Raw genomic sequence first — 16,876 nt, forward strand, 5'->3', positions numbered from 1 at the left:
CTCCCCGGAAGCGGCGCTGTTTGTGCCTTCAGCCAAGCATTTGCCAGGTGATTGTCGAATATAGGCCGCAGATGCAGGATGAGGCATGAAGGCGTCCGGTGGAGGAGGCGGCCCCATGGGGCACGGGAGCACGGCAGTACTGACCGCGGGTGGCCGCGGACCGCGGCTCCCCCTGCCCTCACGCCCCGACCGGCACAACCGATGGGCGCGTGGGGCCCCTTCCCCTGTTCCTGCTCACGAGGCGAGGTAATCCCCCATGACCACACGCACCCGGGACGGCAGCGCAGCCCGCGTCGGCCAGGGCGACGCCGACTCCGGCTGTCCCTCCCACCGCGGGCCGGACGAACGCATCGCCCGGCTCGTCGCCGAGGCCCTGGGCGACGCCCGCACGGTGCTCAACGTCGGCGCGGGCGCCGGGTCCTACGAGAGCGCGGCCCGTGCGGTGACGGCGGTCGAGCCCTCGGAGTCGATGCGCGCCAGGCGGCCGACGCGGCTCGCCCCGGCGATCGACGCCGTGGCCGAGGATCTGCCCTTCGCCGACGGTGCGTTCGACGCGGCGATGACGCTGTTCAGCGTGCACCAGTGGTCCGACGTCCGGGCCGGCCTGCGCGAGATGCGGCGCGTCACCCGTGGGCCCGTGGTCGTCCTGACCTTCGATCCCGCCCTGGTCCGGGACTTCTGGCTGTACCGGTACGCACCCGAGGTGCTCGACATCGAGGCCCGTCGGCACCCGCCCGTCGAGGAACTGGCAGCGGCGCTGGGCGGCACCTGGACCGTCCAGACCGTGCCCATCCCCCTGGACTGCACCGACGGGTTCAACGAGGCGTACTACGGCCGCCCCGAGATGCTCCTCGACCCGGCCGCCCGCCAGGCGTGCTCGGCATGGAGCTTCGCCGACGACCGGGTCCGCGAGCGCTTCGACCGGACGCTGCGCCACGACCTGGCGGCCGGGATCTGGGACGGGGAATTCGGCCACCTGCGCGTCCGGCCGGTGTACGAAGGGTCGCTCGTGATCGTGCGCGCCACCCCGTGAGCCGGGCGAGAGCGTACGTGCGGCTGCCGAACATGGCGTGGCCGCCGTTGCCGTAACCGGGCGTCAGGGCCGGGGCTGCCCGGCCGCTCCCCCGTCCGATCTCCCCGCCCCGTCGGCCTCCGGGCGGGCCCCCGCGGGCCGGTCGGCGACGGTCCGGGTCCGGACGTCGGGGCCGTCGAGCGGGTGCCGTAGGGCGCCGGTCCCCCGGAACCGGAGGCGGTTGCGCAGCTGACGGCGGACGCGGGCACGGGTTCGGGCGAGGAACAGCAGGGCCTGGCTGGCGGCCGGGGTCGGGCCGATCAGACCGTCGGTCACGGCTATTTCGACACCACCGCTGTACTGCGCCGACAGGTTGTAGAGGAAGGCGGCCAGCGTCGCCAGGCAGGTCCCGAGGACGACTTCCAGACTGACGACGCCGACAGCGACGCCCAGGACAGTGGTCAGCGCGGGCAGGACGTCCGGCGCCATGGCCTCCAGCATGATCCAGGCGACGCACGCCGTGACGACCGCGAGTACGCCGAGCCCTCCCAGAACCAGGGAACTCGTCACCATCACCGACCAGGGATCAGCCTCTGCCAGCCGCAGTCGTATCGTCCGCCGACCGGGCCCGGTGCGCGCACCGGACGGTGCCGGACGGTGCCCGGTCCCGACCGCGGGGCCGGGCCGTCCCACCCCGGCGGGTCCGAACGGGCGAACGGTGCTCGGGGCGGGTCCGGGCCGGACGGGACGCCCTGGCGCGGACCCCGTACGCCCACTGGGGCCTGGCCGGTTCCGCGGCGCGTGCTCCGGCCCACGGCCCGCCCAGGGCGCGGTTCGCGCCCTGGGCCCATCGGGGGGGCCTGGATGCTGGTGTCCGACGGGCCCTATGTGCGCGGTGGAGCCGGAGCCGCCGTCCTGCTCGGGTGTCGCCCCTCCGCCGGGGGTACCGCGGGGCCTGCGTTTGGCTCGGCTCATGCCTGTCTCCCTGACTGGCCTGGCAGTACGGCCGTGCCCGCCACCATGGAACGGGCCTCCGTCGACCGCCGGGCGGCCTCTGGGGCCTGCTGGTCCGTGAATCCGACGGTATCGGCCCTTTTGCGATCATGCACTGCGAGCGGTTCGGGGTTCGCGGTTCGCGCGACCGTCCTCCCCGGCGCGCGGACCGGCCTCCGTAGCATCACAACGAGCAGGCCGTCCGTGCGCCGGGGCATGCCTGCGTACGGCAATACGACCTGCGGAGGCATCGGCACCATGGACCGGCCACGGCCTTTCCCCGACGACTCGCTGAGCGCGGCGGCGGGCGCGTTCGAGGAGCTGCGTCCACGCCTGTTCGGCATCGCGTACCGCATCCTCGGCAGCGTGTCCGAGGCCGAGGACGTGGTGCAGGACGCGTGGGAGCGCTGGCAGGGCGCCGACCGGAGTGCGGTGCTGGAGCCCGGGGCGTTCCTGGCGAAGATCACCACACGCCTGGCGATCAACGTGGCGCAGTCGGCGCGGGTACGCCGGGAGACATATGTGGGGCCGTGGCTGCCCGAGCCCGTGGACACGAGTGTGGATCCGCAGGTGGGGGCGGAGCGCGGCGAGGCGCTGGAGCTGGCGGTGCTGCTGGTCCTGCAGCGGCTGAACCCCGTGGAACGGGCCGCCTACGTGCTGCGGGAGGCGTTCCAGTACGCCTACGACGAGATCGCGGGCATGCTGCAGCTGAGTCAGGCCAATACGCGGCAGATCGTCAGCCGGGCCCGTAAGCGGCTGTCCGCCGAGCGCCGTGACCCGGTCGACGCGGTGCAGCACCGACGCCTGCTCGACGCCTTCGTGGCGGCGGCTCGGCACGGTGACGTCGCCGCCCTGGAGAGCGTGCTGTCGGCGGACGTCGTCGCCTACGCGGACGGCAACGGCATGCGCGGTGTGGCCCGCCTGGAGGTCACGGGTGTCCGGCGTGTGGCCAGGATCAGCGCCTTCGCCAGGAAGTTCTTCCCCAGGGCCGAGTACGCCGTGGGGGAGGCCAACGGCCGGCCCGGCCTGCTGCTCGTCCAGAACGGGGTCACGGTGGCGCTGGTGAGCGTCACCGCGGGTCCGGACGGCATCGACGGGCTCTACTGGGTTCTGGCCCCCGACAAGCTCAGGGCGTACGAGCGGTCGGCGGACAGGCTCGCCGGCCGCCCGTAGCCCCCGGCCCGCACCGGTGCGCGCGGGCCGGGGCCGAAGCGGGTGGGAACCGTCAGTTCCGCTTGAGCCAGTCCTCGTAGCGGGTGGCCGCGACCTGCACGGTGTCGTCGCCGACGAGAACGTCGGGCATGCCCGCGAAGAGGCCGGCGGTCTCGTCGGTGACGACGGTGCGTCCGTCCGGCTTCGCCGCCAGCGTGATCTCACCGAGCCGGTCGAGACCGTGGATCTCGGGGCCCCCGATGTCGCGCACACCGTTCAACGGCTCGGCCTGGGCGGCCTCGGCGACGGCGGAGGCCACGTCGGCGGAGGCGATCGGGCGCAGCCGGACGGACGGCATGCGCACCTGGTCACCCACGGTCGACATGTCCATCACCGGAGCGATGAACTCGAAGAACTGGGTGGCACGGACGATGCTGTACGGGACGCCGCCGTCGCGCACGGCTTTCTCCTGGGCGACCTTGGCCCGGTAGTAGCCGTAGTCGGGTACCTGATCGACGCCGACGATGGACAGCGTGACATGGTGCCGGACGCCCGCCTTCTTCTCGGCGTCGATCAGGTGCTGCGCCGAACGGGTGAAGAACTCCAGTGCCGGCTCGGTGTCGAAAGAGGGGGAGTTCGACACGTCCACGACCACGTCCGCGCCCTCGAGAGCCGCTGCCAGGCCCTGGCCGGTGAGGGTGTCGACGCCCGTGGAAGGAGAGGCCGCCACCGCCTCGTGACCTCCGTCGCACACCAGCGCGACCACCTGGGAGCCGATGAGCCCCGTACCGCCGATGACCACGATCTTCATCACTGTCTCCATCTGCTGATTCGCTTCCCGGCGGAATCCGGTGGACACCCCGCCGGATCCGGTGCGGCCATCCGCACACAAGAGAGACAGGGCAGCGGCCGTGTCTGTGACAGCCCCGGCCGGCGGCCGGTCCACCGCGGCGCCGCCCCGCGTCCACGCTCGGCCGGGACCCGGAGCCGCGCAAGACGACGACTGCGGCGAGGACAGGGGCCCAGGGCCCGGCCGGCCGGCGATGTCACGGCGTCGGCGTCACCGCACCGCCGTCACGGCGTCGGTGCGGGCGTGCGGGCGGCGGCGGCGGCGAAAGGAGAGGGCCACGTCAATCACCCGCATGCCGGAGGCGCTGTCGGGGGAACTTCCGGCACCTCGGGAATCTCCGGCGTCGTCCTGTGCCAGGCTGCCGCCGAACGTTCCGCCGGCCCGGCTCAGCGCAGGAGGCACCGCTTGTGAGCGTCGAGGACAACCCCGTCGGCTGGGACGGCTCCGCCGCGGCCGACGCCTATCGCCACCGCGACATGCGGCTGGCCGAGCAGCTGATCTTCCCCGCCGTACTGCGGCGGCTGGCCGGCAGAGCCGGGCCCGGCCGGCTGGCCCTGGACGTCGGGTGCGGTACCGGCGCGGTCGCGATGCGGCTCGCGGAGGCCGGGGAGTGGGCGGTACAGGCCCTGGATCCGTCGGCCGACATGCTGGGCGTCGCCCGCTCCGACCGCCCCCACCCCCGTGTCTCCTACCGGCTGTTCGACGGCCGCAACCTGGACTGGCTCGGTGACGGCAGTGTCGATGCCGCCGTGTGCTGCCTGGTGTACTGCACCGACCCCGACGACGGACGGCTGGCCGGACTCACCGCCGAGATCCGCCGTGTCCTGCGCCCCGGTGCCCCGTACCTGCTGGCCGACCTCAACCCGGCGGCGACCGGTGTGGCCTTCTCCACTGTGCGCCACGGCGAGCCGAAGGCCGTCTACGGCGACGGCGACACGGTCCCCACGCTGCTGCGCCTGCGCGACGGCACCACGATGACCGGCGCCACCTACTACCGCTCCCTCGACCGGTACCGGTCCTTCCTGACCGAAGCCGGTTTCCCCGCCCCCACCGTCGACCTGCCCACCCTCCCTGCCGACGGCGCCGCCGAGGAGTCCCCGGCGGAGACCCGGACCGCCCCGTACATGATCTTGACGACGCACGCCTGAGGGAGCGGCGCGGCGGCGTTCCGTCGCGCGCGGGCCGCGCCTCGGGAACCGGCAGGGGAGCCTTGGACACGGCGACCGTGCGCACGGGAATCTCCGCCGGCGGAACCGGGTTACCCACGATCACAAGGGGATGGACCGCGGGAGGGAACAGGATCCGATGAGCCTTCGTCAGTTCGAGTACGCCCTGGCCGTGGCCGAGGCGGGTTCGGTGACGGCGGCGGCGGAGCTGCTGCGCGTCGCTCAGCCGTCGGTGTCCCAGCAGATCCGCGGCCTGGAGCGGGAACTCGGCGTGGAGCTGTTCGCCCGCACACCGACCGGGCTGGTGCCCACCGTGGTCGGCCGTGCCTTCCTGCGGGAGGCGGAGGTCGCCGTGAGCGCGTCGCGGCGGGCGAGGGCGACGGCGCGGGCCGGTGCCGATGAGCTGGTGGGCGAGCTGGTGGTCGCGGTACAGCTGGGCTTCGGCACGCGGCAGCTGCCGGGCGCGCTGGGCGCGCTGCGGCGCCGCTTCCCGCGGCTGGAGGTGACCGTCTTCGAGGAGCCGAGCTCCGCCGAGCTGGAGCGGCTGTGCCGGCGGGGTGTGCTGGACCTCGCCCTGATGGCGGCGTGCGAGCGGAGCCCCGGACACGCCCACCATCTCGGCGACGAGGAGTTCGTCGCGGTGCTGGGCGCCGGGCACCGGCAGCTCGCCGCGGACCGGGTCGAGCTGCGCGAACTGCAGGGGGAGCCGTGGGTGAGGTTCGACCGCGACAGCGCGCTCGACGGCGTGCTGCTGAACGTGCTGCGGGACCATGACCTGACCCCGGTCACGGCCGCCCGTGTCTCCCAGACGGCGACGGCCGTGCGCTGGGCCGCCCAGGGGCTGGGGGTGACGCTCGTCCCGGCCTCCGCGGTGCCCCACGGTCACGAGCACCTCGTCCGCCCGGTGTTCCCGGTCGTGTCCCAGCCCGTCATCGCGGTGGTCCGGCACGGCGCGGGCCCGGCGGAGACGGCCCTGCTCGAACTTCTGCGTCAGGAGGCCTGGTCGGGGTCCGCCTTCTCACCGGTGCCCTGACGGCCGGGAAGAAGGCGGGAGCCGCGAATTCTTCCTCACAGCTGGGTGGCGCCTCCGTCCACGGCCAACTCGGCGCCGGTGGTGTACGTGGCGTCGAAGGCGAGGAACGCGACCGCTGCGGCGACCTCCTCGGGGGTGCCGAAGCGGTGCATGGGATTGTTCGCGACCAGTTGCGCCTTGAACTCCGCCGCGGCCTCCTGGGTCATCGACCTGTCCAGGATTCCCGTGTCGATGGGACCGGGGCTGACCGCGTTGACACGAATGCCACGTGGAAGCAACTCGCGGGAGAGGCTGCGGGCCATCGAGCGCAGCGCCGCTTTGCCGGCCGCGTAGACACTGGTCTCCGGGATGCCCATGACGTTCGCGACCGAGGTGGTGAGGACGACGCCGGCGCCCGTGCTCAGCAGCGGGGCGAGCTTCTGCACGGTGAAGTAGGCGCCCTTGACGTTGACCGCGAACAGCTCGTCGTACATCTCCTCGGTCGTCGATCCGAACGGCGTGAGGGTGGCGATGCCGGCGTTGACGAACAGCGCCTCGACCGTGCCGAGTTCGTCCCTCACGCGGTCAGCCAGGGCATCCAGGTCGGACAGTGAGGCCACGTCGCCCCGGACGGCGACCGAGTTCCCGCCGAGCCGCTCCCGCGCGGTGTCGAGCGTGGCCTGAGAACGACCGGTGATCAGCACGCGCGCCCCGCCGTCCGCCAGCAGCTTCGCCGTCGCGAACCCCAAACCGCTGCCGCCACCCGTGATCACCACGTTCTTGTCGCTGTACTTTCCCATACCGAATTCCTTCTTTCTCTCTCACAGGACTTGCCTTCCGAAATGCCGTCGGCGTCATCCCCTGGGAAATTCCCCGCCGTCGACCACGAACTTGCTCCCGGTCAGCCAGTTCGCCCGGCCGGACACGAGGAACAGCACCGCGTGGGCGATGTCGTCGGGCTGACCGTCGCGCCCCAGCGGCGTGGTGCCGTCGGCGTTCGCCGGACCCGGCGCCACGTGGATGTCCACCCCGCCGAGCGTCTCCCGCACGGCCGCGGCGAGCGCCTGCGCTCCGGCCCGTGTGCGCACGTCGGCCGCCACGAAGGCGGCCCCCTCCGGCACCGTGCTCGTGGCGGACCTGGCGGTCGTGATCACCTCCGCGCCCGCGTCCAGGTACTGACGCACGACGGCCGCTCCGATTCCGCGGGAACCCCCCGTCACCAGAGCCCGCTTTCCCGCGAGTTCCCGCGTTCCCGGTCCGTTCTCGATGGTGGTCATACCACCGGTCCTTTCGATCGCGTACTCGTCCGCTCGACAGAAACTGGCCAGAAAAGGATCGACGTGCGCGGAGCACGAATCTCCGCGTGAATCGTGGTGAACACCTCGTCGACCCGTTTCACGGTAGGGCCGGGAAAGAACGCGAGGCAAAGACGAAATATCAGCAGCTGCCATAGGTAAGTCCTATGGCACCCCGGCCCTGCGCGGTTGAGCCTCTTCGGCCGCCCGTGCCGTCGAAGCGGCCCGCGGCTATCACTCCAACGGCGGATGCAGGGGGTGGGTGCCAAATGGTGGGGTGGGCACGCACATCGGTCACCTCGGCCGCACGGGGCGCCCCGAGACATGCGCGTCCCGGCACCGGCTCAGCACCTCGAACTACGGGAGACCCGCAACCGTGAAGCGCCTCACCACTCTCCTCGCCGCGACCCTGATCACCGCCGGCGCCGTGTTCGCCACGTCGGCGACGGCACGGGCGGCGGACTGCCGCGCCGGATACTTCTGTGTCTGGACGAACGCGAACTTCGACGGTCTGAAGATCGAACACAGCGGTGACGACCACTGGTGGGAGGGCGACATGTTCAAGCAGGACTCCTCGTGGGCGAACCACGGTCTCTCCGGCCCCGGAGTCAAGGACCACGTCAAGGTGTACGAGGGCCGTGAGCTGCTGGGACGCGTCACCCTCTGCCTGGCTCCGGGCCAGGAGGTCGGCTACAACGCGGGCGCCAACGACCAGGGCGGCTCCCACACCTGGACCACGGGCTGCTGAGCCGCCGTCGTCAGGACGAGTCCCTCACGACCAGCTCCGGGTCGAACACGATGGATGTGGGCTCGGTGCGGATGCCGTGGATGTGCTCGTCGAGGAGGCGGGCCATCTCGGCGGCCATGTCCTCCACCGGCTGGCGCACGGTGGTCAGGTGGGGCCGGCCGGTGACAGCTGCGGTGGAGTCGTCGAAGCCGACGACCGCCACGTCCTCGGGGACCCGCCTGCCGTGTTCCCACAGCACCTGGCAGGCACCGCGGGCCATGAGGTCGTTGGCCGCGAACACACCGTCGACGTCGGGGTGTTCGGCGAGCAGGTCGGTCATGGCCGCGCACCCGCTGTCCAGGGTGAAGCCGCCCTCGGCGACGGGGACGTAGGGAAGGCCCCGGCGAGCCAGGGCGTCACGGAAGCCGGCCAGCCGCTCCTGGCTGGCGGCGACCGCCAGGGGCCCGCAGATCGTGGCCGGTCTGCGGCAACCGCGGGCGAGCAGGTGCTCGGCGGCGAGCCGGCCGCCGTCCCGGTGGGCCAGATCGACGTAGCTGAGCGGGACGGGGCGGACGGGGCGGGCGAAGAGGACGGCGGGCAGCCGGGCTCCGGCGAGGAGCGCGGGGAGCGGGTCGTCGGCGTGGCTGGAGACCACCAGCGCGCCGTCGGCCCGTCCCTGCCTCAGGTAGGTCACCACCTCGTGCCGGGCGGCGGCCGACTCGGCGAACATCAGCACCGGGTGGACCGAACGCGGTCGGAGACGGCCGACGATCCCGGCGACCACCCGGCCGAAGAACGGGTCGGCGAACACCCGGGCGGCGAAGGCGGCCTGGGCCTCGTCGGAGGTGTCCCCGGCGCCGGAGACCACCAGTGCCACGGTCTCGGCCCGCCGGGTGACCAGGGAGCGGGCGGCTCGGTTGGGCGCGTAGCCGGTGCGTTCGATGGCCTGGCGGACCAGTTCCTGGATCGCGGGGTCCACGTTGCGTACGCCGTTGACGACCCGGGAGACGGTGGCCCGGGAGACGCCTGCCTCCCGGGCGACGTCCTCCAGGGTCGGGGCCTGTCTGCTCATGTCCGGCACCCTAACGGCCGGGCGGCCTGCGCGGATAGAGCGCTCTCCGGCGTGCGGGCGCCCCCTCAGGTCCGCTCGCTCACATGGATGTCGAGGGTCAGGGGCAGTCGGCCCGCCGAGGGGCCGGCCAGAACGCGGTACGGTCCCGGTTCCGTGCGCCAGCCACCCGGGACGACGTCCCAGTGGCTCAGGGCGCGCGCCGGGACGTGCACCTGTGCGACGACCGTCTCGCCGGGCCGGGCCCGGACGGCGGTCCACCCGGCGAGCCACCGCTCGGGATAGTCGACGGCGGTGGCGTCCGGCCGGGAGAGGTAGACCTGGACGACCTCCCGTCCCGGGCGCGGTCCGGTGTTGCGCAGCCGCACGCACACGGTGAGGTCGTCGCCCGCCGCGGTGTGCGCCGGGCCGGAGAGTTCGTCGTAGGCCCAGGTCGTGTAGCCCAGTCCGTGCCCGAACCAGTAGGCGGGGGTGCGCCGCGCGCGCAGCCAGCCGCGGTGGCCGAGGTGTATGCCCTCGTCGTAGGGCAGGCGGCCGGCGACCGGGCGGGTCCGGGTGACGGGGGCGTCGGTGAGGCGGGCGGGCCAGGTGGTGGGCAGCCGTCCGCCGGGCTCGGTGCGGCCGAGGAGGACGTCGGCCAGGCCGCCCCCCGCCTCCTGGCCGGGGAACCAGGCCAGCAGGAGTGCGCCGACATCGTCGCGCCAGGGCAGTTCCACCGGGCCGCCGCTGTTGACGACCGCCACGGTGCGCGGGGCGGCCCGGGCGACGGCGCGTACCAGGGCGTCCTGCTCGGGGCCGAGTGCGAGGTGGCTGCGGTCGCGTCCTTCGGACTCGTGCTGTTCGCCGGTTCCGACGACCACGACGGCCACGTCCGCCTCGCGTGCGGCGCGGGACACCGCGGCCAGGGTCTGGGCGGGGCCGGGTGGCTGGGCGCCGACGACGGTGGCGCGGCCGGTGCCGGGCGCGAGTTCGCGGCGGGCGACGAGCAACGGGGTGGAGCCCGCGCTCAGCCGGGCGGTGACGGTCTGGGCGGGCGGGCTCACGTGGAGGACGGCGGGATCGTCGGTGGTGGCGGCGAACTCGCCGTCCAGGAGCGGGTGTCCGTCGAGATGGAGGCTGAGACGGCCGAAGCCGGAGATGCCGATCCGCCAGGTGCCGGAGGTACGGGGGTGCAGTCGTGCGCTGATCTCCACCGTGTGCGCGCCGGGCGGCAGCGGGGGCTCCAACTGCCTTCCGCCGCGTCGGTGTTCGGCGTGCAGCTCGGTGCCGTCGGCGTCCAGGACACGCAGCAGCACGCCGGGGGTGCCGGTGCGCGGGTCGGATCCGATGACCATGTCCAGGGGTGGCGGCGGCCCGGCCGGGGCGGGGCCGGGTATGTGGACGACGCGGGCCCGGCCCCGCAGTCCCGCCCTGAGGCCGTCCAGGAGCGACACCTCGTCCTGGGGGAACACCCCGGCGCTGCCGCCGCCCTGGGTGCGGGTGCGGGCGGCTGCCGCGCCGATGACGGCGACCGTGCCCAGCCGTGCGGGGTCCAGGGGCAGCACCCCCCGGTTGGCCAGCAGGACGGCTCCCGCCGCGACGGCCCGCCGGGCCAGGGCCCGCGCCTGCCGGGGCCGCAGGTGCGGGCGGCCCCTGCGCCGGGGTCTGCCGAGGGCGCCGGACCAGGCGGCCAGCCGCAGCAGCCGGCGGACCTTGTCGTCCACGGCCGCCTCCTCGACCTCGCCCGCCTCCACCGCCCGTACCAGCAGTTCGCCCCACTCGCCGGCGGGTCCCGGCATCTGCAGGTCCAGCCCGGCACGGGCGGTGTCGTGGGTGCCGCGGACGGCGCCCCAGTCGGAGACGACGACGCCGTCGAATCCCCATTCGCTCTTCAACGGTGCGGTCAGCAGTCGGTGGGCGGTCATGGTGGTGCCGTTGACCTGGTTGTATCCGGCCATCACCAGCCGGACACCGGCTGCCACCGCCGCCTCGAACGGCGCCAGATGGACCTCGCGCAGGGTGCGTTCGTCGATGCGTACGTCGACCGTGAGCCGGTCCGTCTCGGCGTCGTTGGCCACGAAGTGCTTGGCCGTGGCGGCGACGCCGTGCGCCTGGATGCCCCGGATCAGTGCGGCCCCGATCCTGCCGGTCAGCACGGGGTCCTCGGAGAAGCACTCGAAGTGCCGGCCGGCCAGGGGGGTGCGGTGCAGGTTCAGGTTGGGGGCGAGGACCACGTCCACGCCCTTGTGCCGGGCCTCGGAGGCGAGGAGGCCGCCGAGTTCCTCGATCAGCTGCTCGTCCCAGGTGGCCGCCAGCGCGGAGGCCGACGGCAGCAGCACGGAGGTGCGGCGTTCGTCCCAGCCTTCCCCGCGGACCCCCGCCGGGCCGTCCGACAGCACCAGTTCGCCCAGCTCCAGGTCCCGTTCGGCCGCCGTGCGCCAGGTGGTGGCGCCGGTGAGCAGCCGGACCTTGGTGCGTACGGTCAGTTTGTCGAGCAGCCGGTCGAGTTCGTCCTCGTCGGCCATCCCCACCCCCTCGGGCATCGACGGTGATCGTCAGCTGTAGACGCCGAACTCGTACAGCGAGTAGCCCCAGCCCGTGCCGCGGGCGGTGCCGTTGATCCGGACGTACCGGCCGGTTCCGGTGACGTCGAAGTCGTCCACGCCGCCGTTTCCGTCCGTCACGGTGCGAACGGTCTGCCAGGTCTGGCCGTCGTCCGAGGTCTGGACGGTGTACGCCTTGGCGTAGGAGGCCTCCCAGAGCAGCTGGACGTGCCGGAAGGCGGTGCGGGTGCCGAGGTCGACCCGGATCCACTGGGGGTCGCTCCAGTCGCTGGCCCAGCGGGTGTTCTGGTTGCCGTCGACGGCGTTGGCGGCGGTGCAGGGGCAGTCGCCGTAGCTCGCCTGGGAGGAGGAGGCGGTGGCGGGCTTGCCGAGGGCGAGGTTCGTGCCGCTCGGTGTGGGCGGGACGACCCTGACGGACCGGGTCTCGACGCCGACGTTGCCGTGGCCGTCGGTCACCTTGACGTAGACCTTCCAGACGCCCGGCCGGTCCGGCGCGGTGACCTTGAGACGGCCGCCGCCGAGGGCGGTGAAGGGCAGCGGGGTGAGGTTCTTGCTCTGGTCGATGTACATACTGTTGTCGAGGACCTCGTAGGAGAGCGCGTCCCCGTCCGGGTCGGTGGCCTTGACCGCGAGGGTCAGGTCCCGGCCCGCCTGGACCTTGCCCGCGTCGCCCTCGACGGTCAGGTCCGAGATGACGGGCGGGGTGTTGTCGCGGGAGGTGTCCCCGCCGTAGGCCCGCTTCACCGCGTAGTACGACAGCCGTTTCTGGCCGGCGGGCAGCAGGTTGAACCAGATGCCGCCGAAGTCGTACTCGGTGCCGTAGTGGAACATCGTGGCGCCGAGGGCGACGCCCTTGTGCCCCGTGACGCAGCCCCAGGCGCGGGTGTATCCGTCGGCCTTGGCCCGGTCACTCGGTTCCAGTGGCACGCCGTTGGCGTCGTCGGGCACCTCCCACTCGCCGGCCGGGCCCGTCTCGGTGACGATGTAGGGCTTGTTGTAACCTCCCTGCTGCCAGGCCGACTTGACGTCACAGACGGCGTTGTAGGAGTTGACGGCGTACAGGTCGAGGTCGGGGGCGTTCTTCTTGAAGTAGGGCCACGCGCCGACCCAGGCGTCCGTCGAGGTGACCGGGTGGTCGGGGTCGACGGCGTGGATCTTCTTCGTGATGTCGTCGACGAAGGTGGTGTAGGCGTCGCGCTGGCGTTCCAGCTCGGTCCCGCTGTAGCAGTTCTGCAGTCCGAGGACCGACTCGTTCCCGACGTCCCACATCAGGACACCGGGGTTGTCCTTGTAGGTCTGGACCCACTTGGGGAACTCGTCCAGCATCTGGTTCTTGTAGGCGGTGTCGGTCAGGTAGTTCACGCAGCCGCCGCTGCCGGGGCCGCCGCCGGGCTGGAGCCAGAATCCGGCGATGACCTTGATGCCGTTCGCGGCGGCGGAGTCGAACAGCGGTTTGCTGGTGGCGTCGGTGCCCCAGGTGCGGATGGTGTTGACGCCCATGGACTTCAGGTCGGGCAGGTACCTGTCGGCGTCGGCTATGGACGGGCCCCAGGTCAGTCCCTTGATCTGGTACGGCTGTCCGTCCACGGTGAGCTGCCAGTTGCCCTGGGTGCCGGTGACCTTGACGACGCTGCCGGCCGCGTGGGCCTGGACGGCCGGCAGGGCGGTGAGGGCGCCGACGGTCAGGACGCCGGCGATGAGGGGCGGCGCGGCGAGGCGGCGCGCGTGAGTGCGGGGTGGTGGGGTCATGGTGAGTCCGGTCTCCGTGGGGAGTGCGGGTGTCGCGGGGGGGTGCGGGTGCCGTGGGGGGCGGGTGCCTTACGGGGGCGGTGCCGTGCGGGGGGGTGTCAGGGCAGGCGGTAGTCGGCGTTCAGGGCCGCACCCGCCTCGGGGTGGGTCTCGTCGTAGCCGCGGGCGTCGCACTGCAGTCCGCCGACGATGCAGTGGTCGACCAGCGCCTTGAGGGTGCGGTCGTCCCAGGCGTTGAAGAAGTCGTAGTGGAAGCTGTGACCGGTGCCGCTGGACAGCCGTACCTGTGACATGTCGCCGTTGACGGGGAACGCCATCTTGAACTCGATCATCGGCAGCGCCACCGGGTGGTCGGCGGGGCAGACGTTGTCGTTGGTGCCGGGTTTGACCACCGGGTAGGACATGTGGCTCTTGTGGTCCGGCGTGTCGAGGTACTTGCCGTCCCAGCAACTGGGCGCCTGGAAGCGGATGTTGAGCTGGACGTCGGCGCGGTTCGGACAGGTCGCCGGGAACTCGGTGTTGAAGTAGCTGTCACCGCACTCCCAGCCCTCGACGAAGCCGGGGTGGTGGCGGAACTCGTCGGCGCTCTGCATCGGGCTGCCGACGACGAACCTCAGCCCCTTGGGGAAGGGCCGGACGCTGGTGTAGTCGGTGACGCCGGCCTTGTAGTAGATGACCTGCGGGCCGACCGGCAGGATCTGCTTGCCGCCGTTGTACAGGGTGGGCATCCAGTAGCCGGACAGGTCTCCCGGCGCCTTGCAGGTGGTGCCGCCCGCGCTCAGTGAGGCGGTCGTACTGCCCGCGTCGGTGGTGGTGTTGCCCATGAAGGTGTGGTCGTGAGACTTGCCGGGCTGCTGCGGATAGACGATCGGGTCGTCGGGCCTGGTGTGGCTGACCGCGCAGTTGGCCTGGAACTCGTGGAAGTAGCGGTGCGGCGGGACCTGTGTGGACGGGGCGGTGCCGGTGACGGGCGGGTTGACGGGGATGTAGCCGTCGCCGTCGGGGTCCTCGGGCGACGCGGCCGTCGACAGCGCCATGCCGTGGCCGGCGTGCGCCGCCGTCACCGCGGCTCCGGGGGTGGAGGACGCGGCCACACCGGTGACGCCGAACGAGGCCAGCACCAGGGCGGAGGTGATCAGCGCGCCCGAGAGGATCTTCGATCTCCGTGACATGGGGGCTCCTCGACGGGAGGGGAAGGAGAGGTCGTACGGAGGTGGGAGAGCGCTCTCCCACCGCTGGAGTGTTGAGGCGGCGACGGGAGGTGTCAAGGGAAACCGCCAAAGGATCAGATGAGTCGGCCGGTCCTGCTCACTACTCGAAGACAGAACAGGCGAATTGACGGCCGCTCAGGCGCCTCGTGGGGGAATTCGGTCGCAACTCTTGACGCATCGTTCACGCCAATGAAGCATCCAACGTCGAGAGAGCGCTCCCCCACCCCGCTTCGTTCATTTCCTGAACAAGGAGAGCCGCGCATGCCTCCCTCCTCCCCCACCTCCCCGTCCTCGTCCTCCGTCGGCCGCCGGGCCGTTCTCGGTGCGGCGGCCGCCGCGGTGCCCGTGCTGGCCGGTGTGTCCACGCCCGCCCGGGCGGCCGGCACCTCCCGCGTGTCCCCGTCCGCCCTGCCCGGCGGGGGCGACCTCGGCCCGAACGTCCTCGTGTTCGACCCGTCCACGCCCGGCATCCAGGCCAAGCTGGACCAGGTCTTCCGTCAGCAGGAGTCGGCGCAGTTCGGCACCGGCCGCTACGCCCTGTTCTTCAAGCCCGGCACCTACAACGGCCTGAACGCCCAGATCGGCTTCTACACCTCCATCGCCGGTCTCGGGCTCTCCCCCGACGACACCACGATCAACGGAGACGTGACGGTCGACGCCGGCTGGTTCAACGGCAACGCCACGCAGAACTTCTGGCGTTCGGCGGAGAACCTGGCCCTGGTCCCCGCCAACGGCACCAACCGGTGGGCGGTGGCCCAGGCAGCCCCGTTCCGCCGGATGCACGTGCGCGGCGGGCTCAACCTCGCGCCGTCCGGGTACGGTTGGGCGAGCGGCGGCTACCTCGCGGACAGCCGGATCGACGGCCAGGTCGGCCCCTACTCGCAGCAGCAGTGGTACACCCGGGACAGCGTCATCGGCAGCTGGCTGAACGGCGTGTGGAACATGGTGTTCTCCGGTGTCCAGGGGGCCCCGGCGCAGAGCTTCCCCAACCCGCCGTACACCACCCTCGACACCACTCCCGTCTCCCGCGAGAAGCCGTTCCTCTACGTCAGCGGCAGCGAGTTCCGCGTGTTCCTGCCGGAGAAGCGGACCAACGCCCGGGGTGTCACCTGGGGCAACGGCACTCCGCGGGGCACCTCCCTGCCGCTGTCACAGTTCTACGTCGCCAAGCCGGGCGTCAGCGCCGCGACCCTCAACCAGGCGCTGGCACAGGGCCTTCACCTGCTGCTGACACCGGGCATCTACCACGTGGACCAGCCGATACAGGTCAACCGTGCGGGCACCGTGGTGCTGGGCCTGGGGTACGCGACGCTCGTGCCCGACAACGGGACCACGGTGCTGAAGGTCGCCGACGTGGACGGGGTCCGGCTCGCCGGATTCCTCGTCGACGCCGGGCCCGTGAACTCCGCGACCCTGCTGGAGGTCGGACCGGCGGGCGCGTCGGCGGACCACTCGGCCAACCCGACCACCGTGCAGGACGTCTTCGTCCGGATCGGCGGGGCGGGCGCGGGCAAGGCGACCACCAGCATGGTGATCAACAGCCGGCACACCATCGTCGACCACACCTGGGTCTGGCGTGCCGACCACGGCACCGGCGTCGGCTGGGAGACCAACCGGGCCGACTACGGCATCGTGGTCAACGGCGACGACGTCCTGTGCACCGGCCTGTTCGTGGAGCACTTCAACAAGTACGACGTGCAGTGGAACGGCCAGCGGGGCCGCACGATCTTCTTCCAGAACGAGAAGGCGTACGACGCCCCGAACCAGGCGGCGATCCAGAACGGGTCGGTGAAGGGCTACGCGGCCTACAAGGTCGGCGACAACGTCACGGTCCATGAGGGCTGGGGCCTGGGCAGCTACTGCTACTACAACGTCGCCCCGTCCATCGTGCAGCACCACGGCTTCGCCGCCCCGAACCGGCCGGGCGTGAAGTTCCACGACCTTCTGGTGGTCTCGCTCGGCGGCAACGGCCAGTACGAGCACGTGATCAACGAGACGGGATCACCGACGTCGGGGACGTCCACGACCCCGTCCACGGTGGTGGCATACCATACGGACACCACCCCGTCAACGAGGCGTCCGGCCAGCCGGTGCAGC

The 16,876-nt window shown here is 72.1% G+C and carries 14 protein-coding genes; 6 read left to right on the top strand and 8 right to left on the bottom strand.

The genetic code is table 11. The features are described 5' to 3' along the window. The first annotated feature begins 256 nt into the window (after window positions 1–256). Window positions 257–1,033: a class I SAM-dependent methyltransferase gene (locus AB0B40_RS13360; protein ID WP_345051522.1), complete on the top strand. Its 777-nt coding sequence runs from the start codon at window positions 257–259 to the stop codon at window positions 1,031–1,033. A gap of 63 nt (window positions 1,034–1,096) precedes the next feature. Here the strand turns inward: AB0B40_RS13360 and AB0B40_RS13365 are convergent, their stop codons facing one another. Further along, on the bottom strand, window positions 1,097–1,585 hold the full coding sequence (locus tag AB0B40_RS13365) for a DUF3566 domain-containing protein (RefSeq protein WP_362263940.1): 489 nt from the start codon (window positions 1,583–1,585) through the stop codon (window positions 1,097–1,099). 678 nt (window positions 1,586–2,263) lie between these two features. Between AB0B40_RS13365 and sigJ the strand changes: the two genes are divergently transcribed. After that, on the top strand, window positions 2,264–3,178 hold the full coding sequence (sigJ, locus tag AB0B40_RS13370) for an RNA polymerase sigma factor SigJ (RefSeq protein WP_345051527.1): 915 nt from the start codon (window positions 2,264–2,266) through the stop codon (window positions 3,176–3,178). Between the two features lie 52 nt (window positions 3,179–3,230). Here the strand turns inward: sigJ and AB0B40_RS13375 are convergent, their stop codons facing one another. Then, window positions 3,231–3,968 carry an NAD(P)H-binding protein gene (locus AB0B40_RS13375; protein WP_345051529.1) on the bottom strand — a complete coding sequence of 246 codons (738 nt, stop codon included), beginning with the start codon at window positions 3,966–3,968 and terminating at the stop codon, window positions 3,231–3,233. A 446-nt stretch (window positions 3,969–4,414) separates the two neighbouring features. On the opposite strand from AB0B40_RS13375, the gene AB0B40_RS13380 reads away from it, so the two are divergent. Together AB0B40_RS13380 and AB0B40_RS13385 are read left to right on the top strand one after the other, a co-directional pair. Next, window positions 4,415–5,155: a class I SAM-dependent methyltransferase gene (locus tag AB0B40_RS13380; RefSeq protein WP_345051532.1), complete on the top strand. Its 741-nt coding sequence runs from the start codon at window positions 4,415–4,417 to the stop codon at window positions 5,153–5,155. A gap of 157 nt (window positions 5,156–5,312) precedes the next feature. After that, window positions 5,313–6,206 carry a LysR family transcriptional regulator gene (locus AB0B40_RS13385; protein WP_345051535.1) on the top strand — a complete coding sequence of 298 codons (894 nt, stop codon included), beginning with the start codon at window positions 5,313–5,315 and terminating at the stop codon, window positions 6,204–6,206. Window positions 6,207–6,241: 35 nt separating this feature from the next. On the opposite strand, the gene AB0B40_RS13390 is transcribed toward AB0B40_RS13385, so the two are convergent. Continuing rightward, a complete protein-coding gene (locus AB0B40_RS13390) occupies window positions 6,242–6,985 on the bottom strand; it encodes an SDR family oxidoreductase (protein WP_345051538.1) in 744 nt (247 codons plus the stop codon). Between the two features lie 54 nt (window positions 6,986–7,039). Continuing rightward, complete coding sequence (locus tag AB0B40_RS13395) at window positions 7,040–7,462, bottom strand: SDR family oxidoreductase (protein WP_345051540.1); 423 nt, start codon at window positions 7,460–7,462, stop codon at window positions 7,040–7,042. Between the two features lie 394 nt (window positions 7,463–7,856). Here AB0B40_RS13395 and AB0B40_RS13400 point away from each other — a divergent pair, with 394 nt between their 5' ends. Further along, a complete protein-coding gene (locus tag AB0B40_RS13400) occupies window positions 7,857–8,228 on the top strand; it encodes a peptidase inhibitor family I36 protein (protein WP_345051543.1) in 372 nt (123 codons plus the stop codon). Between the two features lie 10 nt (window positions 8,229–8,238). Here the strand turns inward: AB0B40_RS13400 and AB0B40_RS13405 are convergent, their stop codons facing one another. The 4 genes from AB0B40_RS13405 to AB0B40_RS13420 all read right to left on the bottom strand — a co-directional run bounded on the left by AB0B40_RS13405 (window position 8,239) and on the right by AB0B40_RS13420 (window position 14,740). Further along, window positions 8,239–9,279, bottom strand: a complete 1,041-nt coding sequence (locus AB0B40_RS13405; RefSeq protein WP_345051545.1) for a LacI family DNA-binding transcriptional regulator — start codon at window positions 9,277–9,279, stop codon at window positions 8,239–8,241. Window positions 9,280–9,344: 65 nt separating this feature from the next. Beyond that, window positions 9,345–11,780, bottom strand: coding sequence for a glycoside hydrolase family 3 C-terminal domain-containing protein (locus AB0B40_RS13410; RefSeq protein ID WP_362263945.1), 2,436 nt, complete (start codon window positions 11,778–11,780; stop codon window positions 9,345–9,347). A gap of 30 nt (window positions 11,781–11,810) precedes the next feature. Next, window positions 11,811–13,568: a discoidin domain-containing protein gene (locus AB0B40_RS13415; RefSeq protein ID WP_362263941.1), complete on the bottom strand. Its 1,758-nt coding sequence runs from the start codon at window positions 13,566–13,568 to the stop codon at window positions 11,811–11,813. Window positions 13,569–13,666: 98 nt separating this feature from the next. Beyond that, window positions 13,667–14,740, bottom strand: a complete 1,074-nt coding sequence (locus AB0B40_RS13420; RefSeq protein WP_345051551.1) for a DUF1996 domain-containing protein — start codon at window positions 14,738–14,740, stop codon at window positions 13,667–13,669. Between the two features lie 300 nt (window positions 14,741–15,040). Here AB0B40_RS13420 and AB0B40_RS13425 point away from each other — a divergent pair. Further along, window positions 15,041–16,876, top strand: a 1,836-nt coding sequence (locus AB0B40_RS13425; RefSeq protein WP_362263942.1) for a coagulation factor 5/8 type domain-containing protein, incomplete at its 3' end; no start/stop codon positions are given.

The organism is Streptomyces sp. NPDC042638 (assembly GCF_040647235.1).
GTDB classification, from domain to species: domain Bacteria; phylum Actinomycetota; class Actinomycetes; order Streptomycetales; family Streptomycetaceae; genus Streptomyces; species Streptomyces rameus.

Coding starts and splice junctions, on each gene's coding strand:
- AB0B40_RS13360 (WP_345051522.1), top strand. CDS start 257: ATGACCACACGCACCCGGGACGGCAGCGCAGCCCGCGTCGGCCAGGGC.
- AB0B40_RS13365 (WP_362263940.1), bottom strand. CDS start 1,585: ATGGTGACGAGTTCCCTGGTTCTGGGAGGGCTCGGCGTACTCGCGGTC.
- sigJ (WP_345051527.1), top strand. CDS start 2,264: ATGGACCGGCCACGGCCTTTCCCCGACGACTCGCTGAGCGCGGCGGCG.
- AB0B40_RS13375 (WP_345051529.1), bottom strand. CDS start 3,968: ATGAAGATCGTGGTCATCGGCGGTACGGGGCTCATCGGCTCCCAGGTG.
- AB0B40_RS13385 (WP_345051535.1), top strand. CDS start 5,313: ATGAGCCTTCGTCAGTTCGAGTACGCCCTGGCCGTGGCCGAGGCGGGT.
- AB0B40_RS13390 (WP_345051538.1), bottom strand. CDS start 6,985: ATGGGAAAGTACAGCGACAAGAACGTGGTGATCACGGGTGGCGGCAGC.
- AB0B40_RS13395 (WP_345051540.1), bottom strand. CDS start 7,462: ATGACCACCATCGAGAACGGACCGGGAACGCGGGAACTCGCGGGAAAG.
- AB0B40_RS13405 (WP_345051545.1), bottom strand. CDS start 9,279: ATGAGCAGACAGGCCCCGACCCTGGAGGACGTCGCCCGGGAGGCAGGC.
- AB0B40_RS13410 (WP_362263945.1), bottom strand. CDS start 11,780: ATGGCCGACGAGGACGAACTCGACCGGCTGCTCGACAAACTGACCGTA.
- AB0B40_RS13415 (WP_362263941.1), bottom strand. CDS start 13,568: ATGACCCCACCACCCCGCACTCACGCGCGCCGCCTCGCCGCGCCGCCC.
- AB0B40_RS13420 (WP_345051551.1), bottom strand. CDS start 14,740: ATGTCACGGAGATCGAAGATCCTCTCGGGCGCGCTGATCACCTCCGCC.